Source organism: Burkholderia sp. WSM2232 (genome assembly GCF_000472545.1).
GTDB lineage: Bacteria > Pseudomonadota > Gammaproteobacteria > Burkholderiales > Burkholderiaceae > Paraburkholderia.
Genome location: NZ_AWZV01000026.1, coordinates 12585 through 38566, shown reverse-complemented (window position 1 = coordinate 38566; position 25982 = coordinate 12585). Strand labels below are relative to the sequence as shown.

The 25982-nt window shown below is 64.9% G+C and carries 24 protein-coding genes; 11 read left to right on the top strand and 13 right to left on the bottom strand.

Features of this window, described 5'->3' with window-relative positions; all coding sequences use genetic code 11:
* Positions 1-15: 15 nt before the first annotated feature.
* Entirely contained in the window at positions 16-960 is a 945-nt protein-coding gene (locus F757_RS0122415; RefSeq protein WP_027213354.1) for a (S)-2-haloacid dehalogenase, read from the bottom strand.
* A gap of 147 nt (positions 961-1107) precedes the next feature.
* Here F757_RS0122415 and F757_RS0122410 point away from each other — a divergent pair, with 147 nt between their 5' ends.
* Both F757_RS0122410 and F757_RS0122405 read left to right on the top strand, forming a co-directional pair.
* Positions 1108-2010 (top strand): LysR family transcriptional regulator, encoded by a 903-nt coding sequence (locus F757_RS0122410; RefSeq protein ID WP_027213353.1) that lies wholly within the window; start codon positions 1108-1110, stop codon positions 2008-2010.
* Positions 2011-2274: 264 nt separating this feature from the next.
* Complete coding sequence (locus tag F757_RS0122405) at positions 2275-2709, top strand: universal stress protein (protein WP_027213352.1); 435 nt, start codon at positions 2275-2277, stop codon at positions 2707-2709.
* Between the two features lie 372 nt (positions 2710-3081).
* Here the strand turns inward: F757_RS0122405 and aceA are convergent, their stop codons facing one another.
* Entirely contained in the window at positions 3082-4389 is a 1308-nt protein-coding gene (aceA, locus tag F757_RS0122395) for an isocitrate lyase (RefSeq protein WP_027213350.1), read from the bottom strand.
* Positions 4390-4418: 29 nt separating this feature from the next.
* Here aceA and F757_RS36260 point away from each other — a divergent pair, with 29 nt between their 5' ends.
* On the top strand, positions 4419-4889 hold the full coding sequence (locus F757_RS36260; protein ID WP_198021429.1) for a hypothetical protein: 471 nt from the start codon (positions 4419-4421) through the stop codon (positions 4887-4889).
* On the opposite strand, the gene F757_RS0122390 is transcribed toward F757_RS36260, so the two are convergent.
* Both F757_RS0122390 and F757_RS0122385 read right to left on the bottom strand, forming a co-directional pair.
* Positions 4886-6457 (bottom strand): DEAD/DEAH box helicase, encoded by a 1572-nt coding sequence (locus F757_RS0122390; protein ID WP_027213349.1) that lies wholly within the window; start codon positions 6455-6457, stop codon positions 4886-4888. The genes F757_RS36260 and F757_RS0122390 overlap by 4 nt on opposite strands.
* Positions 6458-6996: 539 nt before the next feature.
* On the bottom strand, positions 6997-7266 hold the full coding sequence (locus F757_RS0122385; protein ID WP_027213348.1) for an acyl-CoA-binding protein: 270 nt from the start codon (positions 7264-7266) through the stop codon (positions 6997-6999).
* A gap of 170 nt (positions 7267-7436) precedes the next feature.
* On the opposite strand from F757_RS0122385, the gene tsaB reads away from it, so the two are divergent.
* The 4 genes from tsaB to F757_RS0122365 are packed head-to-tail and all read left to right on the top strand — an operon-like array spanning position 7437 to position 10987.
* The gene (gene tsaB / locus F757_RS0122380) at positions 7437-8273 is read left to right on the top strand and encodes a tRNA (adenosine(37)-N6)-threonylcarbamoyltransferase complex dimerization subunit type 1 TsaB (protein WP_027213347.1); all 837 of its coding nucleotides are present in this window, start codon (positions 7437-7439) and stop codon (positions 8271-8273) included.
* Positions 8270-8764 (top strand): ribosomal protein S18-alanine N-acetyltransferase, encoded by a 495-nt coding sequence (rimI, locus tag F757_RS0122375; RefSeq protein ID WP_027213346.1) that lies wholly within the window; start codon positions 8270-8272, stop codon positions 8762-8764. The genes tsaB and rimI overlap by 4 nt, the downstream gene beginning before the upstream one ends.
* The gene (locus tag F757_RS0122370; RefSeq protein WP_027213345.1) at positions 8751-9956 is read left to right on the top strand and encodes a uracil-DNA glycosylase; all 1206 of its coding nucleotides are present in this window, start codon (positions 8751-8753) and stop codon (positions 9954-9956) included. Before rimI ends, F757_RS0122370 begins: the two co-directional genes overlap by 14 nt.
* 53 nt (positions 9957-10009) lie before the next feature.
* The gene (locus F757_RS0122365; protein ID WP_035467351.1) at positions 10010-10987 is read left to right on the top strand and encodes a DUF1853 family protein; all 978 of its coding nucleotides are present in this window, start codon (positions 10010-10012) and stop codon (positions 10985-10987) included.
* 9 nt (positions 10988-10996) lie between these two features.
* Here F757_RS0122365 and thiD read toward each other — a convergent pair whose 3' ends face one another.
* The gene (thiD, locus tag F757_RS0122360; protein ID WP_027213343.1) at positions 10997-11806 is read right to left on the bottom strand and encodes a bifunctional hydroxymethylpyrimidine kinase/phosphomethylpyrimidine kinase; all 810 of its coding nucleotides are present in this window, start codon (positions 11804-11806) and stop codon (positions 10997-10999) included.
* Positions 11807-11951: 145 nt separating this feature from the next.
* Positions 11952-13259: a lysophospholipid transporter LplT gene (gene lplT / locus F757_RS0122355; RefSeq protein WP_027213342.1), complete on the bottom strand. Its 1308-nt coding sequence runs from the start codon at positions 13257-13259 to the stop codon at positions 11952-11954.
* Positions 13260-13477: 218 nt separating this feature from the next.
* On the opposite strand from lplT, the gene alr reads away from it, so the two are divergent.
* The 3 genes from alr (at position 13478) to F757_RS0122340 (ending at position 16535) form a co-directional block, all read left to right on the top strand.
* Entirely contained in the window at positions 13478-14548 is a 1071-nt protein-coding gene (alr, locus tag F757_RS0122350) for an alanine racemase (RefSeq protein ID WP_027213341.1), read from the top strand.
* Between the two features lie 177 nt (positions 14549-14725).
* Complete coding sequence (radA, locus tag F757_RS0122345) at positions 14726-16102, top strand: DNA repair protein RadA (RefSeq protein WP_027213340.1); 1377 nt, start codon at positions 14726-14728, stop codon at positions 16100-16102.
* Between the two features lie 154 nt (positions 16103-16256).
* On the top strand, positions 16257-16535 hold the full coding sequence (locus F757_RS0122340; RefSeq protein ID WP_027213339.1) for a DUF2866 domain-containing protein: 279 nt from the start codon (positions 16257-16259) through the stop codon (positions 16533-16535).
* A gap of 19 nt (positions 16536-16554) precedes the next feature.
* Here F757_RS0122340 and F757_RS0122335 read toward each other — a convergent pair whose 3' ends face one another.
* Positions 16555-17709: a CaiB/BaiF CoA transferase family protein gene (locus tag F757_RS0122335; protein ID WP_232221444.1), complete on the bottom strand. Its 1155-nt coding sequence runs from the start codon at positions 17707-17709 to the stop codon at positions 16555-16557.
* A 124-nt stretch (positions 17710-17833) separates the two neighbouring features.
* Positions 17834-19783: an ATP-binding cassette domain-containing protein gene (locus F757_RS0122330; protein ID WP_027213337.1), complete on the bottom strand. Its 1950-nt coding sequence runs from the start codon at positions 19781-19783 to the stop codon at positions 17834-17836.
* A 135-nt stretch (positions 19784-19918) separates the two neighbouring features.
* Here F757_RS0122330 and F757_RS0122325 point away from each other — a divergent pair, with 135 nt between their 5' ends.
* Positions 19919-20398 carry a glutathione peroxidase gene (locus F757_RS0122325; protein ID WP_027213336.1) on the top strand — a complete coding sequence of 160 codons (480 nt, stop codon included), beginning with the start codon at positions 19919-19921 and terminating at the stop codon, positions 20396-20398.
* Between the two features lie 23 nt (positions 20399-20421).
* Here F757_RS0122325 and F757_RS0122320 read toward each other — a convergent pair whose 3' ends face one another.
* The 5 genes from F757_RS0122320 to dapD all read right to left on the bottom strand — a co-directional run bounded on the left by F757_RS0122320 (position 20422) and on the right by dapD (position 25929).
* Positions 20422-21987 (bottom strand): cardiolipin synthase, encoded by a 1566-nt coding sequence (locus F757_RS0122320; protein ID WP_027213335.1) that lies wholly within the window; start codon positions 21985-21987, stop codon positions 20422-20424.
* 356 nt (positions 21988-22343) lie between these two features.
* Entirely contained in the window at positions 22344-23228 is an 885-nt protein-coding gene (gene prmB, locus F757_RS0122315; protein WP_027213334.1) for a 50S ribosomal protein L3 N(5)-glutamine methyltransferase, read from the bottom strand.
* 60 nt (positions 23229-23288) lie between these two features.
* Positions 23289-24428, bottom strand: a complete 1140-nt coding sequence (gene dapE, locus F757_RS0122310; RefSeq protein ID WP_027213333.1) for a succinyl-diaminopimelate desuccinylase — start codon at positions 24426-24428, stop codon at positions 23289-23291.
* A 308-nt stretch (positions 24429-24736) separates the two neighbouring features.
* Complete coding sequence (locus tag F757_RS0122305) at positions 24737-25102, bottom strand: arsenate reductase (RefSeq protein ID WP_013338870.1); 366 nt, start codon at positions 25100-25102, stop codon at positions 24737-24739.
* A complete protein-coding gene (gene dapD / locus F757_RS0122300) occupies positions 25102-25929 on the bottom strand; it encodes a 2,3,4,5-tetrahydropyridine-2,6-dicarboxylate N-succinyltransferase (protein WP_027213332.1) in 828 nt (275 codons plus the stop codon). Before dapD ends, F757_RS0122305 begins: the two co-directional genes overlap by 1 nt.
* Positions 25930-25982 lie beyond the last annotated feature (53 nt).

Sequence of the window (25982 nt, the reverse complement as noted above, 5' to 3'; positions counted from 1 at the left end):
TGCCGGGCGCGGGGCTCATGTACCTCCACCGCGGCGACCACGGTTCGCAGTGGCGGAGCGAGCCACATGCACCGAGCGTCCCGCGCACGCAAGCGTGTCCAGAAAGTCGAGCAGCTCGCTCATGCCCGCACCCGTGCCGTGCGGCGTCACGCCGAGTTCCTCGAGCGGCGCGCTCTGACGGTTGAGCCAGAACGTCGTAAAGCCGAACCACGTGGCGCCGGCCACGTCCCAGCCATTCGACGAAACGAACACGATCTCGGCGGCTTGGGCGCCGAAGGCTTGCGTGCCGAGCGCATAGGCGGCAGGTGCCGGTTTGTACGCGCGCACGGCATCGACGGAAAGCACGTGGTCGAAAAGACCGCTCATGCCCGCACTTTTCACCGCCACGTCGAGCATTTGCGGGTTGCCGTTCGAGAGAATCGCGAGGCCGGGGCGCGTGCCGCCCGCAGCGCGAGCGGCTGCTTTGGCAGGTGCCGCTGCGATTGTGGCCGCGCCAGGGAGCGCGGTGGATGCTGCGGCTGCCTTTGCCGCTGCTTTTGTCCCTGTGGCTGTGCTCGCGGGCGTCGCGATTCGAGAGTCCGGCTTGACAGGCGAAACGCCGTCGCGCAACTGACGCAGTGCAGGCACCGCATCGGGAAATGCGGACAGGCACGCGTACTCGTCCATCAGACGCTTTTCAGCGCTGCGGCCAAGCGTGAGCTGAAGTTTCTTCGCCGAGAAGCGCAAGGCGTCGAGCGTGATGTCCCAGAACGGACGGTAGTGCGCGGTCCCTTTGCCCGCATCGGCGAGCGTGCGCAACTGCGTGTATTCGATCTGCTTCTGGCGCCACAGTTGGGAGAGCGCGTCGCCGCGCCCGGGAAAGATCTGCTCTGCGGCAGCGATCACCGAATGCACGTCGAAGAGCGTGCCGTAGGCGTCGAAGATCACTGCTTTGGGTGAGAGTGTCGTTGTGGCCGACATTGCCGTGCGCTCCTGTCAGAGGTCGGGGTAGATTGTATTAGCAGCGTTGTGCGCTAAAAAAGAGGCTAAAGATCACTTGATCTTTTACTTTCATGCACATAATCTGGCGCGCACCAATAGATCCAATGCACTGAGGCCGCCGCGTCCATGGACCGTTTCAAGCAGATCGAGACTTTCGTCACCGTCGCCGCAAAAGGCAGTCTGTCGGCGGCGGCGCTCGCCGAGGGCGTGGCGCCTGCGATCATCGGCCGCCGTATCGACGCGCTGGAGGAGCGCCTCGGCGTCAAACTGCTGGTGCGCACAACCCGCAAGATCACGTTGACGTTCGAAGGCTCGGCGTTTCTCGAAGACTGTCAGCGCATCATTCACGACATGCACAATGCCGAGGCGAGCGTCTCGGCGGGCGGCGTGAAGGCGAGCGGCCATTTGCGGCTTTCCGCGCCGGCCGGTTTCGGGCGCCGGCACGTCGCGCCGCTGGTGCCGGCGTTCACCGTCGCCCATCCGGATGTTTCCATTACGCTGGATCTGTCGGACCGGCTGGTCGACCTCGTCAACGAAGGGTTCGATTGCGCCGTGCGGCTCGGCGAATTGCCGGATTCTTCCCTCGTGTCGCTCAAGCTCGGCGAGAACCGGCGCGTGTGCGTGGCGTCGCCATCGTATCTGAGCCGGCGCGGCGCGCCGCATAGCCTCGCCGATCTCGCCCACCACAACTGTCTCGCGCTTGGCGCGAGCGCCAATCAGCAGCGCGGCTGGATGTTCCAGCAGGACGGCAAGGTGGTCTCGATCAAGGTGTCGGGCACCATGGAATGTTCGGACGGCGCGGTGCTCCACGAGTGGTGTCTCGAAGGCCACGGACTGGCGTGGCGCTCGTGGTGGGAGGTCGGCGCGGACATCGCGGCGGGGCGGCTCGTCAGCGTGCTCGACGAGTTCGCCGCGCCGCCCATCGGGATTCATGCGGTGTTTCCGCAGCGGCGCCATCTGCCGTTGCGAGTGCGGCTTTTCCTGGATTTCCTCAAGCATAGCTATGGCCTTCCGGACTACTGGGGCTGACGCCGCGAAACGGGTTTCCGATATTCGGACAGACCCTCGATGACAGTAGGGAGCCGGTTTCTGCGACCTACAATCGTTTAAAGGGCTGCATGACGATGGGCGCTGGCGGCCCAAGCTCTGCTGTAGCGGCGCTGGGGCGCGGCACGCGGCTTCACGCCCGATGCGGCGCAAGGCGCAGCGCGACACACCGCCCGCAGCCCAACTAACACGGCCGCGGTACACAGCACAAAAACCACCGACACCGCACCCGGACACGGAGGGCATATGTTCAAGCACATTCTCGTTCCGACCGACGGCTCCGACCTCTCGCGCAAGGCGATCGCCGGCGCAATCGATCTCGCACAGGCCGTCGGCGCGCGCATCACCGCCTACGCCTGTCTGCCGCAATATCCTTACGCGCCGTTCTCCGATATCGCCGTGGAGCCGCCGTCCGAGTTTCTGGACCGCAGCGAGCGCGAAGCGCAGGAACATCTGCGCGAAGTGGAGTTGGCCGCGAGCCGTGTCGGCGTGGTCGTCGATCGACGCACGAGCGTGCATCCCGCGCCGTATCTCGGCATTATCGAAGCGGCGGAGCAGGGCCGTTGCGACGTGATCTTCATGGCCTCGCACGGCCGACGCGGTCTCGGCAGTCTGCTGATTGGCAGCGAAACGCAGCGCGTGCTCACGCATACGAAAATTCCGGTGCTGGTCTACCGCTGAATCCCGCGGACATCGCCCACCTCGCTGGCGCGGGCCGTTCAAGTTGACAAATGCGCCGGCACACAGGCCGGCGCGTCGTCCATGCGCCGCACAATCCCATTGAAGGTGGTTGTGCTGGCTTTATGCAGCCCCTGTCTTATCTGGAACGCCCGGCGCCAGCGCTGCGCGTCGAAACTCGCGCGGCCCACGCGCCGTTGCCAAGGCTCCTCCCTGTCGACGGCGGCTTGCGGATGCAACCGCTGCGTCCGCTGCCGGCCGTCTGTCTCGCCTGCGTCTTCCTGATCAGGCCGCGTGGCCTCAAGGCCGTGATGCGACGTGTCAGGCAACCTGGTTGCGCGGTTTCAGCTACGCAACCTCAGTTCGCAACCTCAGTTACGCAACCTTCTTGTCGAAGAACTGTTCGTCTTCGGTCGAGCCGTGCAGCGCGGTAGTCGACGCTTCGCGCTCCACCGTCTGCGTGACCGCGTCGAAATAGCCGGTGCCCACTTCGCGCTGATGCTTGACCGCGGTAAAGCCCTTTTCCGCTGCCGCGAATTCGGCCTGCTGCATTTCGACGAACGCGGTCATCTGGTTGCGCGCGTAGCCGTGCGCGAGGTTGAACATCGAGTAGTTCAGTGCATGGAAGCCGGCCAGCGTGATGAACTGGAACTTGTAGCCCATCGCGCCCAGTTCGCGCTGGAACTTGGCGATGGTCGCGTCGTCCAGATTCTTCTTCCAGTTGAACGACGGCGAACAGTTGTACGACAGCAGCTGATCCGGGTACTCCTTGTGGATGGCGTCGGCGAATTTCTTCGCGAACTCGAGGTCGGGCTTGCCCGTCTCGCACCAGATCATGTCGGCGTACGGCGCGTAGGCGAGGCCACGCGAAATCGCCTGCTCGAGACCCGGCTTCGTGCGGTAGAAACCTTCGACGGTGCGCTCGCCGGTCAGGAACGGCTTGTCGTTTTCGTCCACGTCCGAGGTGATCAGGTCGGCGGCTTCGGCATCGGTGCGGGCGAGCAGCACAGTCGGCACGCCCGAGACGTCGGCAGCCAGACGCGCGGCGGTGAGCTTGGCGATGTTTTCACGCGTCGGCACGAGCACCTTGCCGCCCATGTGACCGCATTTCTTCACCGAGGCGAGCTGGTCTTCGAAGTGCACGCCGGCGGCGCCAGCTTCGATCATCGCCTTCATCAGCTCGAACGCGTTCAGTACGCCGCCAAAACCGGCTTCCGCGTCGGCGACGATCGGCGCGAAATAGTCGATGTAGCCTTCGTCGCCGGGATTCTTGCCTTCGGACCACTGAATCTGATCGGCCCGGGTAAGCGTGTTGTTGATGCGCTTGACGACGAGCGGCACGGAGTTCGCCGGGTAGAGCGACTGGTCGGGATACATCTCCCCGGCCACGTTCGCATCGCCCGCGACCTGCCAGCCTGACAGGTAAATCGCCTTCAGGCCGGCCTTGACCTGTTGCATCGCCTGATTGCCGGTCAGCGCGCCGAGCGAGTTGACGAACGGCTCGGTATTCACGCTATGCCACAGCTTTTCGGCGCCGCGTTTCGCGAGCGTGTGCTCGACCTGCACGGAGCCGCGCAGACGGATCACGTCTTCGGCGGTGTAGGTACGCTTCACGCCTTTCCAGCGCGGATCGGTTTCCCATTGCTGTTGAAGTTGGCGGGCCTGTTCTTCGCGCGTCGTCATGGTTCTCTCCTTGGTTGCCTAAGAAATGGATGGTGGACTCTGTCTTCGCCTCAACGATAGGCCTTGGATTCAGCAGGGAAGGCGTTTCGTTTCGTGAAGTCTTATATAAGAGTCTAGGCAAATCGACGGACGCGCAACAGCCACCGATGGGGAATTATCGAATTAATATTTCTACGTTAAAACAACGGTTTATATCGGTAATTCCACATGGAGAAACGATTTTTTCCATGCTGCAACACGGGCCGTTGTGCCGTGCAGCACGATTTTTTACGACGCAAAAAATTTTTCCACATCGTGAAATGTGGGTGGCGGTTCGCGGCAGGCGAAAAAAAACCGGTGCGCGGGCACCGGTTCTTCAATCGACCAGCCGGTTGCAAAGCGCCGCCGGGGTCTTTCTGCTTAATGCTGCGTTGCTTGCATCAGCCGGAAGGGCTGCCGCCGCGAGATCGGCAAGCCGTTGCCGGCTGGCTTTGCGAGCGCTGCGGCTTGCGCCGTCTTAGCTGCCGCGACGCGCGGTACGCGGGCCGTCGCTGCGGCGGGCGCCATAGCCGCCGTCACGCGAACCGCTGCCCGACGGCTTACCAGCCCAACCGCCGCCGCTGCCGCTGCGCGAAGCACCGTTGCCGCCCGGCTTGGCCGAGCCGCTACCGAAGCGGCGTCCGCCGCCATTGCCGCCCGGACGGCCGCGGCCGCCAAAGCCAGGACGGCCATTGCCCGACGGAGCCGACTTGCGCGGCTCGAAGCCTTCTACGACATTGACCGGCAGCGGCGTGCGCACGAAGCGCTCGATGCGCTTTAGTGCGCCCTGTTCGGCGTGATGCACGAGGCTGACCGCAATACCCGAGCGCCCGGCGCGGCCGGTACGGCCGATGCGGTGCACGTAGTCTTCGGCGAACTTCGGCAGGTCGTAGTTGAACACGTGCGTGATGCCCGGAATGTCGATGCCGCGAGCGGCGACGTCCGTTGCAACCAGCACGCGCACGCGGCGCTCGCGCAGCGCGCGGATCGTGCGGTTACGCGCGCCTTGCGGCAGGTCGCCGTGCAGTGCGGCCGATTCGAAGCCCGCGTCGGCAAGACGGCCGGCCAGCTGATCGGCGTCCATCTTGGTAGCCGTGAAGACGATAGCCTGGTCGAGGCCCGCGTCGCGCAGCAGATGGTCGAGCAGACGGTCCTTGTGGTCGCGGTCGTCGACGTAATGGACGGTTTGCGCGATGTTGGTGCGCTGTTCCATGCGCTGAACGATCTCGATACGCTCCGGGTCCTTCAGCAACCGGCCTGTCAGCGAACCGATCTTGCCGTCGAGCGTGGCCGAGAACAGCATGGTCTGACGCGTGGCCGGCGTGGCCGCGACGATCGTTTCGATATCTTCGATGAAGCCCATGTCGAGCATGCGGTCGGCTTCGTCGAGCACGAGAATCTGCAGTTGCGACAGGTCAATACGGCCGCGCTCCAGGTGGTCGATCAGACGGCCCGGCGTTGCGACCAGGATTTCCGGGTTCTTCGCGAGCAGCATCAGCTGTTGACCGTAAGCGACGCCGCCCAGAATGCTGACGGTGCGCAGGCGCTTCAGATGCTTGCCGTAGGTGGCGGCGGCGGTGGTGACCTGCATCGCGAGTTCGCGGGTCGGCGTCAGAACCAGCATGGTCGGACGGGCCACCGGTTGCGGGCGGCGGCCACGGCCGCCGTCGGCCGGACGCGGCTCGCGCGGCTGGCTGGCTTGCGTCTTTTGCAATTGCGAGAAACGTTCGATGGCGGGCAGCATGAACGCTGCGGTCTTGCCCGAACCGGTCGGGCTCGAGACCAGCAGGTCACGGCCGGCGATGCCGGCGGGAACCGCGCGCTGCTGAACCGGCGTCGGGTTCTGGTAACCAGCGGCGGTCAGCGCGGAGACGACATCCGCGGAGAGACCCAGCGACGCGAACGTCGGGCCGGCGGGCACGGCGGCTTCAGCGGCGACGGCCGGGGCTGCTGCAGCGTCTGCGGCGGCTTGTACGGGTGCGTCGGCGAAACCGAGGGCCTGGTCGGCAATGGCGTTCAACGGGCTGCTGGAAGTATTGCTCGAAGTCATGAGAATCCTCAAAACACAGGGAATTAAAACGTCGGCGCCAATCGGCATACCCAAGTCGTCGGATTCAGCGAGCAAAGAAGCAGCGAGCAAATCGAAAAACGGGGGCAACTCGCGGCAATGAAGGCGAGTTTTTCGTTAGAAGCTGTATCGGATGCGACACGCCAACATGGCTTGCCGCCAGCCTGGGACATGATCGCCCGTAGGGGGCTAGGCAGGAGGGGACAGGTTCTAAACTGGATTGGAGCTAAACGCTACGAGGCGCTGCGCCGCAACGGCCGCTTATGAAAGCCGGGCAAAGCAGTGAAGCGCAGGCGACATTGTATAGGTATTTGCTGCACTGCGCCACTGTTAGGAGATTTCCTAGCGCAAAAGTGGCCGCGCGTGGCGAGCGGCGCCTCGCAAGCGGCGGTCAGGCCGTACGGTCATCTCGCGAGCCGCGGCCGCGCCGGCCATCGCCTCGCAAGACAATCAGCCCGCGCGACCCCTCGCGAGGCAATCGGCCGTGCGATCCCGCGCGAGGCGATCAGCCGTGCGATCCATCACGCAGCGGTGCCGCTCTTCAGCGATTCGACCAGTTCCACGTATTGCTGCTTGGCCGCGTCCTGCGCGGTGCCCTTCAGCGCGGCCCACGCGTCGTACTTGTATTTGCCGACGATGTCGGCAAAGCCCGGCTTGTCGCCATGCACGTCGCCCTCGCTTGCCTGCTTGTAGAGGGCGTAAAGACGTAGCAACGTGAGGTTGCCCGGGCGCTCGGGCAATTGCTTGACGTCTTCCTGAGCTTGCGTGAACTGGGTGTCGAGGTCCGTCATCTTGGTGCTCTCCGGCAGGATGGTCAGGTGGCCGACGATCATAACAATTGCGTGGCGCGGCGTGGCCGAGGGCTTATTCCAAACGTCGCAAGCGGCGAGCCGCAGACGCGCTGCGACGAGCGCGCGGCCAAAGCGCATCCACGCGCGCGGCGCCGATTACAATACGGTCCATGACTCAAACCGTGCTTCTTGCCCTCGATACCTCCACCGAATTCTGCTCGGTTGCGCTGCTGGCCACTGCCGGCGACGCCGCCGGCCATGCGGGCGCCGAGCCGCGCGCATGGGTCCGTCACGAAGAGACGGGAGCCGTGTCCAGCACGCGGCTTCTGCCCGCGATCCGCGAACTTTTTGCCGAAGCCGGGCTGACGCTCGCCGACTGCAACGCGATCGCGTTCGGCTCCGGCCCCGGCTCTTTCACCGGACTGCGCACCGCGACAGGTGTCGCACAAGGGCTCGCGTTCGGCCTCGACCTGCCGGTGGTGCCGGTCAGCACCCTGCTCGTGTGCGCCGAAAGCGCGCGGCGCCGCGATCCGGGCGCGACGCGCGTGCTCGCCGCGCTCGACGCACGCATGGATGAAATCTACTGGGCCGACTACGCGTGGGACGACGCGCAAGGCGAATGGCGCGTCGTGCAGAGCGCGTCGCTCGATATGCCCGAACGTCTACTTTTTCCGGATCAGCCGTTCACACTCGCGGGCAATGCCGCCGCGGCTTTCGGCCCACGTATCGTCGGCACTGCGGGGGCGGCCGCCGCCCGAAGCGTCGATGGCGATGCCTTGCCGCATGCTCTGCCGCTCGCGCACGCGGCGCTGCGCGCGTTCCGCGCGGGCCGCACCGTGCGCGCCGACCAGGCCGCGCCGGAATATGTGCGCAACAAGGTCGCGCAGACCACGGCGGAGCGCATGGCTGAGAAAGCCGCGAAAGCCACTGAAGCCGCCGAAGCCGCCAGCGCACGTCAAACCGCGGCGCTCGAGGGCGATCCCGAATCGCGCGAGGGACGGCCATGAGCGGCGTGCTGCTGGCGGACCGCTACATGTCGCCAATGACGGAAGGCGATCTGGACGAAGTGGCCGCCATCGAAAAGCTCGCCTATGAATTCCCCTGGAGCCGCGGCAATTTCGGCGACTCGCTGCGCAACGGCTATTTCGGCGTCTGTCTGCGGCACGTCACGGGGACGCTGATCGGCTATTGCGTGCTGATGCCCGTGGTCGACGAAATGCATCTGCTCAACCTGTGCGTGGCGCCTGCCGCGCAAGGCGCGGGCGCCGGGCTTGCGCTGCTGCGCGAAGCCGTGCGTATTACCCGCGCCGAAAAGCTCGACGGACTGTTGCTCGAAGTGCGGCCGTCGAATCATCGCGCGATCCGGCTGTACGAGCGTTTCGGCTTCACGTCGATCGGCCGGCGCAAAAACTATTATCCGGCGCGGCATCGCAGCCGGGAGGATGCCATCGTGATGCGTTTATCGTTTGTCAGGGAGGGCGCAGATGGCGCTGCATGAATCGGTGCTGGAAGAGTTCGGCCTCGCGCCGCGCTGGGTGCGTCGCGGAATGGCGGTGGGGCACGAGTCTACTGGCGCGCAGGAGCGGGCGGCGGCGCTGGAAACCGACGTGGCGCCGGAGCGCGCGGTCGCGCGCGTACCGGCCGCGGCGCAGGAACCGGCTGTCGCACGGGACGCTTCTCTCGCGACGCAAAGGGCCGTCGCACACGAAGCTTCCGTGACCCCCGCCCAAGCCGCAGCGCAAACAGAGGCCGTCTCGCAAAAAGCCATTCCAGCGACGGGCGCCGCACAAGGTGTCGACCCACAAGGCCGCGCTGCCGGGTCCGCATCGCAAGCACAGCCTCATAGGACACATAGCACGCAACGCGTGCAATCGGCAGACGGCGGCCATGTGCCGCCGACCGCTCAACCGTCGCGCGCGCCCGAACCACAGCGCACGCCGTCCAGCGCTGCGAGCGGTGACCCACAGCCTGTGCAAGCGCGTTCCAGCGGCGATCCTTTCTCGTTCGACGCCCCGCCCGACGACGGCTTCGCATGGTTCGACGACCTGCCGCTGCACCCGCCGGGCGAGTCAGATGCCGCCATGCCGGCGCTGCCTGCCATTGACACGCTCGACTGGGACGCGCTCAGCGAGCGCGTCGCGACCTGCGAACGTTGCCGGCTGTGCGAGAAACGCACGAAGACCGTATTCGGCGTCGGCGACCGCCAGGCGGACTGGATGCTGATCGGCGAAGCGCCGGGCGAGAACGAGGACCGCGTGGGCGAGCCGTTCGTCGGCCAGGCGGGCAAGCTGCTCGACAACATGCTGCGTTCGCTGACGCTCGCGCGCGGCGCCAACGTGTATATCGCCAACGTCATCAAGTGCCGCCCGCCGGGCAATCGCAATCCAGAGCCCGACGAAGTCGCGCGCTGCGAACCGTATCTGCAACGCCAGGTGGCGCTCGTCAAGCCGAAGCTGATTGTCGCGCTTGGTCGCTTCGCCGCGCAAAGTCTGCTCAAGACCGACGCGAGCATTTCGTCGCTGCGCGGCCGTGTCCACGAATACGAGGGCGTGCCGGTAGTCGTCACGTATCACCCGGCTTATCTGTTGCGCAGCCTGCCCGACAAGGCCAAGGCGTGGGCCGATTTGTGCCTGGCGCGCGATACGTGGCGCGAGGGCGGCGGTGCGCCGTCGGATGCGCCGAAACAGTGACCGTACATCGACCGCCGGCGCGCCGGCCTGACGCGCTCTTAGCCGATCCCGCGATGCTTCGCAGCCTGCTCGGCACGCTGCATGATCCTGCAGTGCGCGATCTGACGTGGCTGTTATTGAGCGCGGATCTGTTGCGCGCGCAACCACCGGCAGGCGAGTTGGCCAGGCCTTTCAGTACGTCCGATGAACTCGCCGCAACGCTCGAATTTTTACGCGCGCTCGATGCGGCCCCCGAGCCTTTGCAGCGCGATCTCGCCGCGACACGCATTACGCGCCTCGGCCGCTACGCCGAACGCCTCCTGGGCTGGTTCCTGCAACATGGGCCGGCGGCGCGGCTGGTGGCGGCCGGCGTGCCGTTGCGGCGCGCTGGCCTCACGCTTGGCGAATGCGATTTTCTGCTGAACACGCACGAGGGCGTGCGGCTTCACTGGGAGCTCGCGGTGAAGTGTTATCTGCATGCGAGCCAGGTTGACGCAGAGCATGCTGCTCATCGATCGACGCTGAGTTCAGCGCGATTGTCCGACTACGTCGGCCCGAATCTGAAAGACCGCTTCGACCTCAAGCTCGCCCATCTGCTTGGCCATCAATTGCCGTTGAGCGCGCGGGACGAATTGGCGTCGGCGGGTTATCCGGGCTCGTGGACGCCGCAAATGTTCGTCAAAGGCTGGCTGTTTTATCGGCATGGCGAGCTGCCGCCCGATCCGGTCGAACTGAATCCCGGGCATAGCCGGGGCTGGTGGGTCACGCACAGCGAATGGCTGCAGTTTGCACAAACCCGCGGCCCGCATTGGCGTGTGCTGCCGCGTCTCGAATGGCTCGCGCCGCGACGCCTCCTCGCCGGGGAACGCGCGGCGGCCCACGCGCTTTTTGCCGACGCCACGACGCTTGCCGCCCGCACCTCGCAGCAAGCCGCGCCGACGATGGTCTGCGCATTCAGCGAAGACAGCGCGGGCAACCTGCTCGAACAGTCGCGCGGTTTCATCATGCCCGACGACTGGCCGCAGCGAGCGCGGCAATATGCCGGGCAGTAGGGCGCCGGTTTACCACCATCGATAGAAATGATGCACCGGGCCGACGCCGCTGCCCACCGCGAGCCGGTCGCTCGCCTGCAACGCGCCGGTCAGATACTGCTTGGCATCCGCGACGGCACTGGCGAGATCGTCGCGCTGCGGAATCAGCGCGGCAATCGCCGACGACAGCGTGCAGCCTGTCCCATGCGTGTTCTTCACCGGCACGCGCGGGCCGCCCAGACGCAGCGTGCCGCTTTCCTGCACCAGCCAGTCGGGACTGTCGGCGGCGCCCAGATGGCCGCCTTTCATCAGCACCGCGCGGGCGCCCAGCGCGCGCAGCGTCTCGCCTTGCTCGACCATCGCGGCTTCGTCGACCGCCGGCGGCACGCCGCCAAGCAGCGCGGCCGCTTCGGGAAGATTTGGCGTCAACAGATCGGCGAGCGGCAGCAGTTCGTCGCGCAGGGCCGCGACTGCGTCCGGCAGAAGCAGCGCGTGGTTGCTCTTGGAGATCATCACTGTGTCGAGCACGATGCGCGCCGGCTTGTGACGGCGCAGCGCCTCGGCTACCGCGCGCACAATCGGCGCGTTCGCCAGCATGCCGATTTTGACGGCGTCGATGCGGATGTCGTCGAACACCGCGTCGAGTTGCGCAGTCACGAAGGCCGCGTCCGGCGCATGAATCGCGCGCACGCCGCGCGTGTTCTGCGCGGTCAGCGCAGTGATCACGCTCGCGCCGTAAGCGCCGAGCGCGGAGAAGGCTTTCAGGTCGGCCTGGATGCCGGCGCCTCCGCCGGAGTCGGAACCGGCGATTGTCAACACGTTGGGAATCGGTTGGGTCATGGCAAAGATGGCGAAGCGGGCAGGCAAAGCAGGATAAGGGCGGCGGGCAGTCGGCCGGCCGACATTGGCTGCGCGAGGCAGCCGGGCCGCGCGCGGCTCGTTGTCTGATTCGGTGCGCGATTCAGTGCGTGGTTCAGTGCTCGAGTCAGTGCTTCACTTCGCCGATCAGCGCGACCGAGTCGAACGCGCGCTGATTTGCCTGGTGACGCCGCATGACGAGCCACATCATCAGGCAGACGAAGGTGCCGAACAGCACGATGACTGCGGCGACCGGCACGTCGAGCCAGACGAGCACCGCGTACAGGCACAGCATGATCAGCACAGAGAGATTTTCGTTGAAATTCTGCACGGCGATGGAATGACCGGCCGACAGCAGCACGTGGCCGCGATGCTGGAGCAGCGCATTCATCGGCACCACGAAGAAGCCCGACAGGCCGCCGACCACGATCAGGAAAAAGTACGCGAAGAGCAGGTAACCCGGCATGTGCATGCGGCCGAAGTACAGGCCCCAGTGAGCGGGGAACAGGTGGCGCGTGTAGAACGCCATCAGCATGACGGCAACGCCCATCATGATGCCGACCGGCAGAACCGACAGCGACTTTTTCAGCGGCACGCGCGAAGCCGCGAGGATCGCGCCGCCCGCGACGCCGACGGCGACCACCGCCTGCAGGATTGCAGCTTCGGAAAGCGACATGCCGAGCGACACTTCCGCCCACTTCAGCACGATGAATTGCAGCGTGGCTCCCGCCCCCCAGAAGAGCGTGGTGACCGCCAGAGAAATCTGTCCGAGCTTGTCGCGCCACAGCACGACAAAACAGTCGGCGAAATCCGTGACGAGCTTGATCGGGCCGTGTTCCTGTTTCGGATAACGCGCGCCGGTATCGGGAATGCGCAAATTGAAGAGCGCGGCGATCACGTAGATCACCATGATCACGAGCATCGCCGCTTCGGCGGGCGTGTTCACCGTGGGAATGTGGTGCCGCAAAATGGGCGCGGCAATATGCGGGCTGATGAGCGCGCCGCCCAGCACCGTGCCGAGAATGATCGACCCGACCGTGGTGCCTTCGATCCAGCCGTTAGCGGCGACGAGGCGATCCGGCGGCAGCAGTTCCGTGAGAATGCCGTATTTGGCGGGTGAATACGCGGCCGCGCCGAAACCGACGATACCGTACGCAATGAGCGGATGCGCGCCGACCAGCATCGTGATGCAGCCAACCACCTTGATGGTGTTCGTGATGAACATCACGCGACCTTTCGGACGGGAGTCGGCAAAGGCGCCCACGAAGGCAGCGAGAACGACGTACGACAGCACAAAGAACAGCTTGAGCAGCGGTGTCATCCAGTTCGGGGCGTGTAGATCTTTCAGCAGTGCGATAGCGGCGATCAGAAGCGCATTGTCGGCCAGCGACGAAAAAAACTGCGCGGCCATGATGGTGTAAAAACCTTTTTTCATCTGATGCGATGCTGTCCTCGCTGCGGTCTGTCCGCCCCGGCCGTTTGTTATGCGTCCGGGCTTATGCCGTTCGAAATGGGTTGTGCGCACGGCTTTATATCATGAAAATAGCTGCATTCAGACTAGCAGAATCCTTGATCGCACCGCCCAGCGGGCTGCCGCGCGTTGAAAACGCCCTGTAAGCCGCTGATTCACAAGCGTCTTTACGAAAAAATTCCATGCCGCGCCCCCTCTCAGCCACGATTCACACCTCCGCTCTCGCCAATAACCTTGCCGTTGCGCGCCGCTATGCGCCAAAGTCGAAAATCTGGGCGGTCGTCAAGGCCAATGCCTACGGGCACGGCCTCGCGCGGGCGTTTCCAGGCTTGCGCGCAACCGACGGCTTTGGGTTGCTGGACCTGGAAGAAGCCGTGAAGTTGCGTGAATTGGGCTGGGCCGGTCCGATTCTTTTGCTAGAGGGCTTTTTTCGTCCGACGGATATCGACGTCATCGACCGCTACAGCCTCACTACGGCGCTGCATTCGGACGAGCAGTTGCGCATGCTCGAAATGGCGCGGCTATCCAAGCCCGTCAACATCCAGTTGAAAATGAACAGCGGCATGAACCGGCTTGGCTACACGCCGGAGAAGTTCCGCGCCGCGTGGGAGCGGGCGCGCGCCTGCCAGGGCGTCGGCCAGATCACGCTGATGACCCATTTCTCCGACGCCGACAGCGAGCGCGGCGTTGCTCACCAGATGGAAGCGTTCGAGCGCGGTGCACAGGGCATTGCCGGCGCACGCAGCCTCGCCAATTCGGCGGCCACGCTGTGGCATCCGCAATCGCATTTCGACTGGGTGCGCCCGGGCATCATCCTGTATGGCGCGTCGCCTTCGGGCGTGTCCGCCGCCATCGAGGGCACCGGCCTGCAGCCGGCCATGACGCTCGCCTCCGAACTGATCGCCGTGCAGTCCATCGCGGAAGGACAGACGGTAGGTTACGGCTCGCTTTTCAAGGCGCGCACGCCAATGCGCATCGGCGTCGTGGCGTGCGGCTACGCGGACGGTTATCCGCGCGTGGCGCCCGAAGGCACGCCCGTGATCGTGGACGGCGTGCGCACGCGGATCGTGGGACGTGTGTCGATGGATATGCTGACCGTCGACCTCACGCCGGTGCCCACGGCGAACGTCGGCTCGCGGGTCGAACTGTGGGGCACCTCGCTACCCATTGACGACGTTGCGCGCGCGTGCGGCACCATCGGCTACGAGTTGATGTGCGCGGTCGCACCGCGCGTGCCGGTGCGCGCGGAGTGACGCGGGAGCAGCGGGGCGTCTTGCGCGCCGCTCAGTGCAGCCTGGGCCACGGTGCACAGAACAGCAGAACAGATCAGCACGACTGAAGCAGAACAAGCGAAGCAGAACAAGCGAAGCAGAACCACTGAAGCAGAACAAGCGAAGCAGAACAACAAACAGTAACCCGGGCAGGAACGCGTGGCAAAAGCAAAAACGGTGTACGTATGCAGTGAATGCGGCGGGCAGTCGCCGAAATGGGCAGGGCAGTGTCCGTCCTGTCAGGCCTGGAACACGCTGGTCGAGTCGGTTGCCGAAGCGCCTTCCACGCATCGCTTCCAGTCGCTCGCGAAGAGCGCACCCGTGCGGCGTCTCTCCGATATCGAAGCGTCCGACGTGCCGCGCTTTTCCACGGGCGTCGGCGAATTCGACCGCGTGCTCGGCGGCGGCCTGGTGCCGGGCGGCGTGGTGCTGATCGGCGGCGATCCGGGCATCGGCAAATCCACGCTGTTGCTGCAGTCGCTCGCCGAAATCGCCGCCGACAGGCGTGCGCTGTACATCAGCGGCGAGGAATCGGCCGCACAGATCGCGTTGCGCGCGCAACGCCTGTCGCTGCTCGAACCGGGTTCGAAAGCGAGCGAGCTGAAATTGCTCGCCGAAATCCAGCTCGAAAAAATCCAGGCGACGATTGCCGACGAACGGCCCGACGTCGCCGTCATCGACTCGATTCAAACCGTCTACTCGGATGCGCTGACGTCGGCGCCAGGCTCGGTCGCGCAGGTTCGCGAATGCGCGGCGCAACTCACGCGTATCGCGAAGCAGTCGGGCGTCACGATCATCATGGTCGGCCACGTGACAAAAGAGGGCGCGCTCGCCGGGCCGCGCGTGCTGGAGCATATCGTCGATACGGTGCTGTACTTCGAGGGCGACACACATTCGTCGTTCCGCCTCGTTCGCGCAATCAAGAACCGCTTCGGTGCGGTCAACGAACTGGGCGTGTTCGCGATGACCGAGCGCGGTTTGCGCGGCGTCGCCAATCCGTCGGCGCTCTTTTTGTCGCAGCACGAGCAGTCGGTGCCGGGCTCGTGCGTGCTGGTGACGCAGGAGGGCACGCGGCCGTTGCTCGTCGAAGTGCAGGCGCTGGTCGACGCCGCGAACGCGCCGAATCCGCGGCGTCTTGCCGTCGGCCTCGAACAGAACCGTCTTGCGATGCTGCTCGCGGTGCTGCACCGGCATGCGGGCATTGCCTGTTTCGATCAGGATGTGTTTCTCAACGCGGTGGGCGGCGTCAAGATCACGGAGCCGGCCGCGGACCTGGCGGTGCTGCTCGCGATTCATTCGTCCATGCGCAACAAGCCGCTGCCCAAAGGGCTCGTGGTGTTCGGCGAAGTGGGGCTCGCGGGCGAGATCCGGCCGTCGCCGCGCGGCCAGGAGCGGCTGAAGGAAGCCGCCAAGCTCGGCTTTTCGGTGGCTGTCATTCCGAAAGCAAATGCGCCCAAGCAGCCGATAGAAGGCTTACAGGTCGTTGCGGTGGAGCGTATCGAACAGGCTATCGACCGAGTCCGCACGCTCGACTAGGCCGGTGTCGCCGCCGTGCGAGGTGGGCGCCGTACCGGGCGCCTGCCGTAATGCGCGGTAAATATCTCCAGGTTGCCTGTAACCAACAAGCCCTTCCTTTTTCCTTAAGCTGCAAAGCTATTGCATCCCTTGATGCCGGAAAAAGGATCGCGCCTTGAAACAGTCACATGAAAACCTGGCCGAGCGCCCGATACAGGTGCGCGGTTGCCGGGTCTCCGCGCCCATTCTTCAACCTTGGGGCGGCGCTTGCCGGATCGTCGAGTGGATCGACCGGACCGGGCAGATTTCGCGCCGCGTGGTAGCCGGCGACGCCACCGCCGCCGACGTGCGCGCCACGATCAATCGCCACGTGGAAGGCCGCAAGCACGTGCTTTACGACGACGAAAAAACGCCGCGTCAAACCTTGCCGCGGCAAACGGCCCCGCGACGGTAGTCGCGGGCGGGCATGGGGTTCAGGTACGCGAGCGAAGCGTCCCAAGCCCTTTGTCTTGCCCGGTGTGCTGGTCGGGCTCGTGGTTTTCTTCATGAGCCTGATCCGTTTGATCGCCTGGATTCGTCTCATATGCTCCGCCCGCCTCGGAACTGAAGAGCGGATGCCGTGCCGCTTCGGCGGCGCTCAGCACGGGCGACACACAGCAGTCAAGCGGCTCGAGCAGTGCAACCCATTCGTCGAGTGCGCGGGTGCCGATCAAATCGGCCAGTTCCTGCATGAGGGCCTCGGCGTCCGGGCCGCCGATCGCCTGACCGAGACTCCAGTGGCGCGTGGCCCACTCCGGGCGGTCGAGCGCCATGCACAGGTTCTCCCAGAACTTCAGCTCCAGCGCGCCGACCGCGAGCCAGCGGCCGTCCTGCGTGCGGTACAGGTTGTAGCAGGGCACGCCGCCATTGAGCAGGCCCTGGCCCGCGCCTGCTGTGTCCGGCGCGGGCCGCGCGGCGTCCGCTGCCGCGTTCTCGTTGGCCAGTGCGACTTGCGCCACCACGTTGTGCGCGTGCGTGGCGTGCGTCATGGAAACGTCGACGAAACGGCCCGCGCCGCCGCGCGACACATGCCATAACGCGGCGAGAATCTGCGTGACTGCGCTGAGCGCGCCGCCGAGCAGATCGGCGATCTGGAAATTCGGCACGATTGGCGTGCCGTCGCGGCTCAGGAGTTGATCGAGAACGCCTGCGTAGCCGATGTAGTTGAGGTCGTGCCCCGCATGGCCGGCGAATGGGCCGCTCGCGCCATAGCCGCTGATCGCGCAGTACACGAGCCGCGGATTGACCGCGCGCAGCGTCGCGTAGCCCACGCCGAGCCGGTCCATCACGCCAGGCCGGAAGCTCTCGATCAGAACGTCTGCTTCGGCTGCGAGCGCGCGCAGCACATTGCGTCCCGCTTCCGACTTCAGGTCGAGGCGCGTCTCGCGCTTGCCGCGATTGACGAGCCGGTAAAACGCCCCAGGCCGCCCGGCTACCCGGTCGCTCGACGACTGCATCATCGTGCGGGTGGGGTCGCCGGCACCGGGCGCTTCGATCTTCAGCACCTCCGCGCCGAGTTCCGCGAGCCGCAGGGCGGCAACCGGGCCGGGCAGCAGGCGCGTGAGGTCCAGCACGCGCAGGCCCTGCAAAGGAGGCGGCGCGGCGTCCGCTTTGGCGGACTCGCGAGAAGGCGCAGCGGATGCAGCGGAAGACGTTGCAGATGACAAAGCCAACCTCTCGTCGATGCCGGCGCGGATCGCGGGGCGCGCGCCGCTAGCCGATTTGTTCGAGTTCCTCGTGCGTCTCGAGCCATTCGGCTTCGAGCGCCTCGAGGCGCGCGTTCACGTCTGCCTGACGGCGGATGGCCTCCGTCAGTTTGCTTTTCTGGGCGGGCTCGTAACTGGCCGGATCGGCGACGAATGCGTCGAGCGTCGCTTTTTCCGCGTTGAGCCCCTCCATTTCTTTCTCGATCTTGCTGATGCGGCTCTGCAAAGGCTTCTTCAGATGCGCGAGCTTCTGCCGCGATTCCGCTTCGAGCCGGCGCTGCTCTTTGCGGTTCACGCCGCCGTCCGCGCCGCCCGCGCCGGCGTCGCCACTGGTAGGCGCGTTGCCCGCCTTCAATGCCGCGCGCTGCTCGGCTGCGTGTTGCAGCAGCCAGTCGCGGTAATCGTCGAGATCGCCGTCGAATTCCTGCAGACGGTGCTTTGCGACGAGCATGAACTGATCGGTCGTGGCGCGCAGCAAATGCCGGTCGTGCGACACCAGAATGAGCGTGCCTTCGAATTGCGCGAGGGCCATGGTCAGTGCGTGGCGCGTTTCCAGGTCCAGGTGATTGGTCGGTTCGTCGAGCAGCAGCAGATTCGGCTTTTGCCAGATGATCAGCGCGAGTGCGAGCCGCGCCTTTTCGCCGCCGGAGAACGGCGCGATCTTCGACGTGGCCATGTCGCCGGAAAAATTGAAACTGCCGAGGAAGTCGCGCAATTCCTGCTCGCGCGTGTCCGGTGCGAGGCGCGCGAGGTGCTGCAACGGCGTGTCGTCGGCGCGCAGCGTTTCGAGCTGATGCTGTGCGAAATAGCCGATGCGCAGGCCCTTGCCCTCGCGCACGTGCCCGCCGAGCGGCGCGAGCGTGCCGGCGAGCGTCTTGATCAACGTGGACTTGCCCTGGCCGTTCGCGCCGAGCAGACCGATGCGCTGGCCGTTCTGGATCGACAGCATCACGCGCTCGACAATCGGAATCTCCGCACCGTCTTCAGCGTGGTAGCCGCAGCGCACGTCTTCCATCACCATCATCGGATTGGGCGCCGAATCGGGCGTGCGGAATTCGAAGGTGAACGGCGACGCGGCGTGCGCCGGCGCGATCAGTTCCATCTTCTCGAGCGCCTTCACGCGGCTTTGCGCCTGACGGGCCTTGGTGGCCTGCGCCTTGAAACGATTGATGTAGCTCTGCAGATGCGCGACCGTGCGCTGCTGCTTCTCGTACGCGCTTTGTTGCAGCGCGAGCTGCTGCGCGCGCAGCACTTCGAACTGCGAGTAATTGCCGCCGTAACGCTTGATCTGCTGTTGCTCCAGATGCAGTGTGACGTTGCAGACCGAATCGAGAAATTCGCGGTCGTGCGAGATCACGATGAGCGTTCCCGGATAGCGGTGCAGCCACTCTTCGAGCCAGACAATGGCGTCGAGATCCAGGTGGTTGGTCGGTTCGTCGAGCAACAGCAGGTCAGAACGGCACATCAGCGCCTGCGCGAGGTTCAGGCGCATACGCCAGCCGCCGGAGAAGCTGCTGACCGGCTCGCGCGTCTGCTCGAGGGTGAAGCCGAGGCCAAGCAGTAGTGCCTCGGCACGGGCCGGCGCCGTGTAGCCGTCGGCGTCCGCGAAGGCGGCATGCGCTTCCGCTTCTGCGGCGCCGTCGTGCGCGGCGGAAGCCGCGGCAATGCGCGCTTCGATGGCGCGCAACGCGGCGTCGCCGTCGAGTGTGTAGGCGAGCGCGGTCTTGTCCGCGGCGGGCGTTTCCTGGGCGACATGCGCGATCTGCCACGTCGGCGGAATCGAGAAGTCGCCGCCGTCCGCATGCAGTTCGCCGAGCAGCACGGCGAACAGAGTCGACTTGCCCGCGCCATTCGCGCCCACGAGGCCGGCCTTTTCGCCCGGATTCAGCGTGAAGGTGGTGTTGTCGAAGAGCGGCTTGGTGCCGCGCGCGAGGCTGAACTGGTTAAAGCGGATCACAAGGAGGCCGGCTGGAGAAAAACGCTTATTTTAGACTGCCGGGAATCAGACCGGGCCCTTAGACAGCATCGGCCGTTCGGCCGACTGTACCGGCCGCGCTTTTGACATAGACTGACGGCTTTCGTGGGAGAGCACATGACATCGATTTATTCTTTTTCGGCCCGCACGCTGGGCGGCGACGAAGCGAGCCTCGCGCAGTACGAGGGCAAGGTGCTGTTGATCGTCAACACGGCGAGCGAATGCGGGTTCACGCCGCAATACGCTGGCTTGCAGAAGCTCTACGACACCTACGCGGCGCGCGGGCTTGCGGTGCTCGGCTTTCCATGCAACCAGTTCGGCAAGCAGGAACCGGGCGACGCGGCGCAAATCGGCAGCTTCTGCGAGAAGAATTACGGCGTGACCTTTCCGATGTTCGACAAGGTCGACGTGAACGGCGCGAACGCGCATCCGCTGTTCCGTTATCTGACTGGCGAGGCGCCGGGTCTGCTTGGCCTTGAAGCGATCAAGTGGAATTTCACGAAGTTTCTGATCGGCCGCGACGGCAATGTGGTCAAGCGCTACGCGCCGCTCACCAAGCCTGAGGCGATTACCGAGGACATCGAAAAGCTGTTGTGAAAGCGGCGGCGCGTGGCGGCGCGTCAGAGAATGGGCGAGAAAAGCCGGGCCACATGCATCAGCACGCGCCGCACGGCGCTCGCCTGACGGTACTCGTTGCGGTCTATCTCGCGTGATTGCGTGAAGTCCGCGAGCAGCATGGTTTCCACTTCCTGCGCGAATGTCTGATCGACGGTCAGCACCATGATCTCGAAGTTGAGCCGGAACGAACGGTTGTCGAGATTGGCGCTGCCCACCGCTGCGGCCACGCTGTCGATCAGCACGACCTTCTGGTGCAGGAAGCCAGGCTGGTAGCGAAAGATGCGAATGCCCGCGCGCAGCGAATCGTACGCGTAGAGTTTCGAGGCTTCGAACACCACCACGTGATCGCGCCGGGCGGGAATCAGAATCCGCACGTCGACGCCGCGCAGCGCCGCGAGGCGCAATGCCGAGAATACGGCTTCGTCGGGCACGAGGTAGGGCGTGGTGATCCAGATGCGCTCGCGCGCCGCGTTGATCGCTTCCACGAAAAAGAGCGAGCAGGTTTCCTGCTTGTCTGCGGGGCCGCTCGGCACGACGAGGCAGTGCATGTCGTGGTTGGGTGTCGCGCTCGTGGAGGTGCTGCTCGACGCGTTGCTGGGCGCAGCGTGGTGCGCGAAGTTCGGCGCTGCAGGTGAGGCGGGCGCGTCAGAGGCGCATGACGCGTTGCTGGCGTCATTGGGGTCATTGGCGTCATGGGGCGGCACGTCGAGTTGGGGCAACTGCTGGGTCGCCCAGTACCAGTCCTCGGTAAACACGAACTGGATGCTCGCTACCGCCGGCCCGCGTACTTCGATATGCGTGTCGCGCCACGGCGAGAGCGGCGGCTTGCCGCCCAGATACTCCACGCCGATATTGTGCCCGCCCACAAACGCGCGTTCGCCGTCGACGGAGACGATCTTGCGGTGATTGCGGAAGTTCAGTTGCAGCCGGTTGACGAACAGGCGATTGGTGGCGAATGGATGTGTTTCCACGCCACCCGCGCGCAACGACGCGACGTAGCGGTGCGGCAGATCGAAGCTGCCGATGCTGTCGTACAGAAAATAGACGCGCACACCTTGCTGCGCTTTGGCGATCAGGGATTCCTTGAACATCTGGCCCAGCGCATCGTCGCGGACGATGAAAAACTGCACGATGATGTAATGACGCGCCTGCTGGATGGCCTCGAAAATCGCCTCGAAGGTGGCGGTGCCGTTCACCAGCGTGCGCACGAAATTGCCCGGCAGAAACGGCATGCCGCCAAGCCGCGTGAGCGAATGCACGAGCCTGCCGCCCAGCGCGTGAGCGGGCAGTTGCGCCGACGAAGCGAGCTTGTCCCACTGCGGAGGATGCGCGTGTGTGCGCAGCAGTTCATTTTCGACGCGGCGTGCGTCGGCGTAACCGGCGAACTTGCTGCGTCCGAGGAACAGGTAAGGGACGAGCGTCAGGTAAGGCATGGCGACCAGCGACACGGCCCACGCAATCGCGCCTTGCGACGTGCGGGTGTTGAGAATCGCGTGGCACGCTGCGATTACGCCGAGTACATGAGCGAGGGCCACCAGCGTGCCGACGTGAAGCAGGTCGAATTGCATAGGCGAGCGAAAGGTTGGGCGAGTCGCTGCACCGGGTCGCGGGGACGAACGCGGGCAGCTCGCGAGCTAACGGCGCTCATCTTACCGAACGCCGGGGCGTTGGGGTGATGGTGAGGCTTGCGGGCGGGTGGCATGTAGGCACAGCGGGCGCGGCGGCAACGAAGGCAACGAAGGCAACGAAGGCAACGAAGGCAACGAAGGCAGCAGAGGCGGCAGAGGCAGCATAGGCAGCAAACGCAGCAAACGCAGCAAACGCCGGCGGTGCGCCGCGCGAAGGTCGCCCCCGGAAACGCGCGCGGGCCGCAAGGCTCGTCGTCACCGCCGCGCGCTGCCGCGGCTGCAACATCGTCACGTTTCTAGACCGGAAGATCCGCCGCCTGGATCAGGAATACGTTGTCGTCGCCGGCACTCGTCGACAGCCATACGAGATTCAGCCCGCCGAAGGCCGCCTCGACGTGTTGCCGCTCGTTGCCGATCTCGATCACGAGCACGCCGTCTTCGGTCAGCCAGTTGCGTGCGTCCGCAATGATTCGCCGCACGATGTCCATGCCGTCGGCTCCGCCCGCCAGCGCCATTTCCGGCTCATGCTTGTACTCCGCGGGCAGCTCCTGCATCGACGCGGCGTTCACATAGGGCGGATTGCTGATGATCACGTCATAGCGGCGTTGCGCGAGCGGCGCATACAGGTCGCCTTCGAATAGCGCGATGCGGTCCTCGAGCTTGTAGTCGGCCACGTTACGCGCGGCAACTTCGAGAGCCGGCGCGGAGAGATCCACCGCGTCGATGTCCGCATTCGGAAACGCGTGGGCCGCGAGAATGGCGAGGCAGCCCGAGCCGGTGCACAACTCCAGCACGCCGCTCACCTGCTCGGGGTCTTCGACATACGGTTGCAGCCCGTCCTGCAGCAGCTCGCCGATAAACGAACGCGGCACAATAGTGCGTTCGTCGACGTAAAAGCGAAAGCCGTGCATCCACGCTTCCTGCGTGATGTAGGCGGCGGGCACGCGCTCGGTGGCGCGGCGCTCGATCACGTTTAGCACCGCGTCGATTTCCGCCGCCGAGAGGCGCGCGTCCATGAACGGCTCCAGCAGGTCGAGCGGCAGATGCAACGTGTGCAGAACGAGGTAAGCAGCTTCGTCGTAGGCGTTGGCCGAGCCGTGGCCGAACGACAGCCCAGCCTGGTTGAAGCGCGACACCGCGAAGCGCAGCAGGTCGCGGACAGTGGAAAAGGGCAGCGTCATCGCAATAGTCCTCGGGTTTGCCTGGAATGTGCCTGGAATGTGCCTGGAAAAAAGCCGGGCTCAGGCGATCAGTTGTTCAAGCACGCGGCGATACACGTTCTTCAGCGGCTCGATGTGTGCGACTTCGATATGTTCGTCGATCTTGTGGATGCTGGCGTTCAACGGGCCAAACTCGACCACCTGTTGGCAGATGCGCGCGATGAAGCGGCCGTCCGAAGTGCCGCCGGTGGTCGAGAGTTCGGTCGTCACGCCGGTTTCGTCCTTGATGGCTTTGGCGAGCGCGCTCGACAGCTCGCCGTGCGGCGTGAGAAACGGCAGGCCGCTCACGGTCCATTGCAGATCGTAGGCGAGACCGTGTCTGTCGAGAATCGCGTGGACTCGCTGCTGCAAACCGTCCACGGTGCTCGCAGTGGAAAAGCGGAAGTTGAACATGACTTCGGCGTGGCCCGGAATCACATTACTCGCGCCTGTGCCGCTATGGATGTTCGACACCTGCCACGTGGTGGGCGGGAAGTATTCGTTGCCGTCGTCCCAGCGTTCGGCCACCAGTTCGGCGAGCGCCGGCGCGAGCAGATGCACCGGGTTTTTCGCCAGATGCGGGTAGGCGATGTGGCCTTGCACGCCTTTCACCACGAGCTTGCCGGACATCGAGCCGCGCCGGCCGTTCTTCACCGTATCGCCGAACTGCGCGCTCGAAGTCGGCTCGCCGACAATGCAGTAGTCCATGCGCTCGCCGCGTGCCTGCAGCGCTTCCACGACCTTGACGGTACCGTCGGTGGCTGGGCCTTCTTCGTCGCTCGTGATCAGGAACGCGATCGAGCCGCGATGCTGTGGGTGCGTCGCGACGAACTCTTCGCTGGCGACCACGAAGCCCGCAATCGAGCTTTTCATGTCGGCTGCGCCGCGGCCGTACAGCTTGCCGTCGCGGTGAGTCGGCACGAACGGCGCCGAATGCCATTGATCGAGCGGGCCGGTGGGCACCACGTCCGTGTGGCCGGCAAAGGCAAGCAGCTTGCCCGCATGGCCGTCGACGCCGCGTTTGACGGCCCACAGGTTCGTGACGCCGTTCGATTCGATGGTTTCATGCTCGAAGCCGAGCGCGGACAGGCGCTCGGTCAGGAGGCGCTGGCAATGCTGGTCGTCAGGCGTGACGGAGGCGCGCGCGATCAGTTGTTCGGTAAGGGCAAGGGTGCCGGACATGGATTCAGTACAAGCCACTTGGAAATGAAAAAATGCCGGCGGGCGGTGCAGCACCGCAGCCGGCAACAGCTTTTGACGCGACGCGGCCGGGGCGGGCCCGGACGCGATAGCGCGGCGTGTTAGCGAGGCGCGCGCGTTTGGCAGAAATGCAGCGCACTTGTGCGAAGAGCGCGGCGCTTAAGCGAATGTCGCTGCGCTTAGGCGAATGTCGCTGCGCTTAGGCAATGTCGCTGCGCTTGCCAACCATCACAACGCTTACGCAAACATCACCGCGGACAACGCTTACGCCCACATCACCGCCCGCCGCTTCACGCAAACAACGCCGCGTATTCGTCCGGTGAAAACCCGAGCGACTTCACGCGCCCATTCACCACCAGCACGGGCCGCTTGATTACCGAAGGCTTGTGGATCATCAACGCAATAGCGCCCGGCTGGGTTTCGGCGGCGGCCTTCATGTCGTCCGACAGGCCGCGCCACGTGGTGCCGCGACGGTTCAGCAGCGCGTCGAGCTTCACGTCCTTCAGCCAGTCCTGCACGAGCGGCTCGGTCACGCCGGCCTTCTTGAAGTCGTGAAACTCGAACTCCACGCCGTGCTCAGCGAGCCACACGCGTGCTTTCTTGACGGTGTCGCAGTTCGGAATGCCGTAGACGACAGTTTTGGTGCCGCGCGCCATCAGTCGCCTCGCAGCAGCTCGTTCAGGCCGACCTTCGCACGCGTCTTCGCGTCGACCTTCTTCACGATCACGGCGCAGTAGAGGCTGTGCGAACCGTCCTTGGACGGCAGGTTGCCCGCCACCACGACCGAGCCCGCGGGAATGCGGCCATACGTGACTTCGCCCGTTTCGCGGTCGTAGATCTTGGTGCTCTGGCCGAGGTACACGCCCATCGAAATGACCGAGTTTTCCTCGACGATCACGCCTTCCACCACTTCCGAACGCGCACCGATAAAGCAGTTGTCTTCGATGATGACCGGGTTCGCCTGCAGCGGCTCCAGCACCCCGCCAATGCCCACGCCGCCCGACAGGTGCACGTTCTTGCCGATCTGCGCGCAGGAACCGACGGTTGCCCACGTGTCGACCATCGTGCCTTCGTCGACATATGCGCCGATGTTGGTGTACGACGGCATCAGCACGACGTTCTTCGCGATAAAGGAGCCGCGCCGCGCGATGGCGGGCGGCACTACGCGAAAGCCGCCGGCCGCGAAGTCTTCGGCGGTGTAGTTGGCGAACTTCGAGGGCACCTTGTCGTAGAACTGGCTGTAGCCGCCGGCCGGCATCGGCGCGTTGTCTTCGAGGCGAAACGACAGCAGCACGGCTTTCTTCAGCCATTGATTGACGACCCAGTCGCCGTCCTTCTTCTCGGCCACGCGCAGCGCGCCCTTGTCCAGTTGCTCGATGGCGTGGGCGACGGCTTCACGCACGTCTGCCGGAGCGGCCTTGGGCGACAGCTCGGCGCGGTTTTCCCAGGCGGTGTCGATAATTTGCTGAAGTTGTTGCGACATATGCGTGCTTTTCTGAAGAGTTGAAATCGGAAGAAGGGCGGCGAGGCGCGGGC

Excerpts from the sequence above, each read along its gene's own strand:
- F757_RS0122415 (WP_027213354.1), bottom strand. The coding sequence starts at position 960 with ATGTCGGCCACAACGACACTCTCACCCAAAGCAGTGATCTTCGACGCC.
- F757_RS0122410 (WP_027213353.1), top strand. The coding sequence starts at position 1,108 with ATGGACCGTTTCAAGCAGATCGAGACTTTCGTCACCGTCGCCGCAAAA.
- F757_RS0122405 (WP_027213352.1), top strand. The coding sequence starts at position 2,275 with ATGTTCAAGCACATTCTCGTTCCGACCGACGGCTCCGACCTCTCGCGC.
- aceA (WP_027213350.1), bottom strand. The coding sequence starts at position 4,389 with ATGACGACGCGCGAAGAACAGGCCCGCCAACTTCAACAGCAATGGGAA.
- F757_RS36260 (WP_198021429.1), top strand. The coding sequence starts at position 4,419 with ATGGTGGACTCTGTCTTCGCCTCAACGATAGGCCTTGGATTCAGCAGG.
- F757_RS0122390 (WP_027213349.1), bottom strand. The coding sequence starts at position 6,457 with ATGACTTCGAGCAATACTTCCAGCAGCCCGTTGAACGCCATTGCCGAC.
- F757_RS0122385 (WP_027213348.1), bottom strand. The coding sequence starts at position 7,266 with ATGACGGACCTCGACACCCAGTTCACGCAAGCTCAGGAAGACGTCAAG.
- tsaB (WP_027213347.1), top strand. The coding sequence starts at position 7,437 with ATGACTCAAACCGTGCTTCTTGCCCTCGATACCTCCACCGAATTCTGC.
- rimI (WP_027213346.1), top strand. The coding sequence starts at position 8,270 with ATGAGCGGCGTGCTGCTGGCGGACCGCTACATGTCGCCAATGACGGAA.
- F757_RS0122370 (WP_027213345.1), top strand. The coding sequence starts at position 8,751 with ATGGCGCTGCATGAATCGGTGCTGGAAGAGTTCGGCCTCGCGCCGCGC.
- F757_RS0122365 (WP_035467351.1), top strand. The coding sequence starts at position 10,010 with ATGCTTCGCAGCCTGCTCGGCACGCTGCATGATCCTGCAGTGCGCGAT.
- thiD (WP_027213343.1), bottom strand. The coding sequence starts at position 11,806 with ATGACCCAACCGATTCCCAACGTGTTGACAATCGCCGGTTCCGACTCC.
- lplT (WP_027213342.1), bottom strand. The coding sequence starts at position 13,259 with ATGAAAAAAGGTTTTTACACCATCATGGCCGCGCAGTTTTTTTCGTCG.
- alr (WP_027213341.1), top strand. The coding sequence starts at position 13,478 with ATGCCGCGCCCCCTCTCAGCCACGATTCACACCTCCGCTCTCGCCAAT.
- F757_RS0122325 (WP_027213336.1), top strand. The coding sequence starts at position 19,919 with ATGACATCGATTTATTCTTTTTCGGCCCGCACGCTGGGCGGCGACGAA.
- F757_RS0122320 (WP_027213335.1), bottom strand. The coding sequence starts at position 21,987 with ATGCAATTCGACCTGCTTCACGTCGGCACGCTGGTGGCCCTCGCTCAT.
- prmB (WP_027213334.1), bottom strand. The coding sequence starts at position 23,228 with ATGACGCTGCCCTTTTCCACTGTCCGCGACCTGCTGCGCTTCGCGGTG.
- dapE (WP_027213333.1), bottom strand. The coding sequence starts at position 24,428 with ATGTCCGGCACCCTTGCCCTTACCGAACAACTGATCGCGCGCGCCTCC.
- F757_RS0122305 (WP_013338870.1), bottom strand. The coding sequence starts at position 25,102 with ATGGCGCGCGGCACCAAAACTGTCGTCTACGGCATTCCGAACTGCGAC.
- dapD (WP_027213332.1), bottom strand. The coding sequence starts at position 25,929 with ATGTCGCAACAACTTCAGCAAATTATCGACACCGCCTGGGAAAACCGC.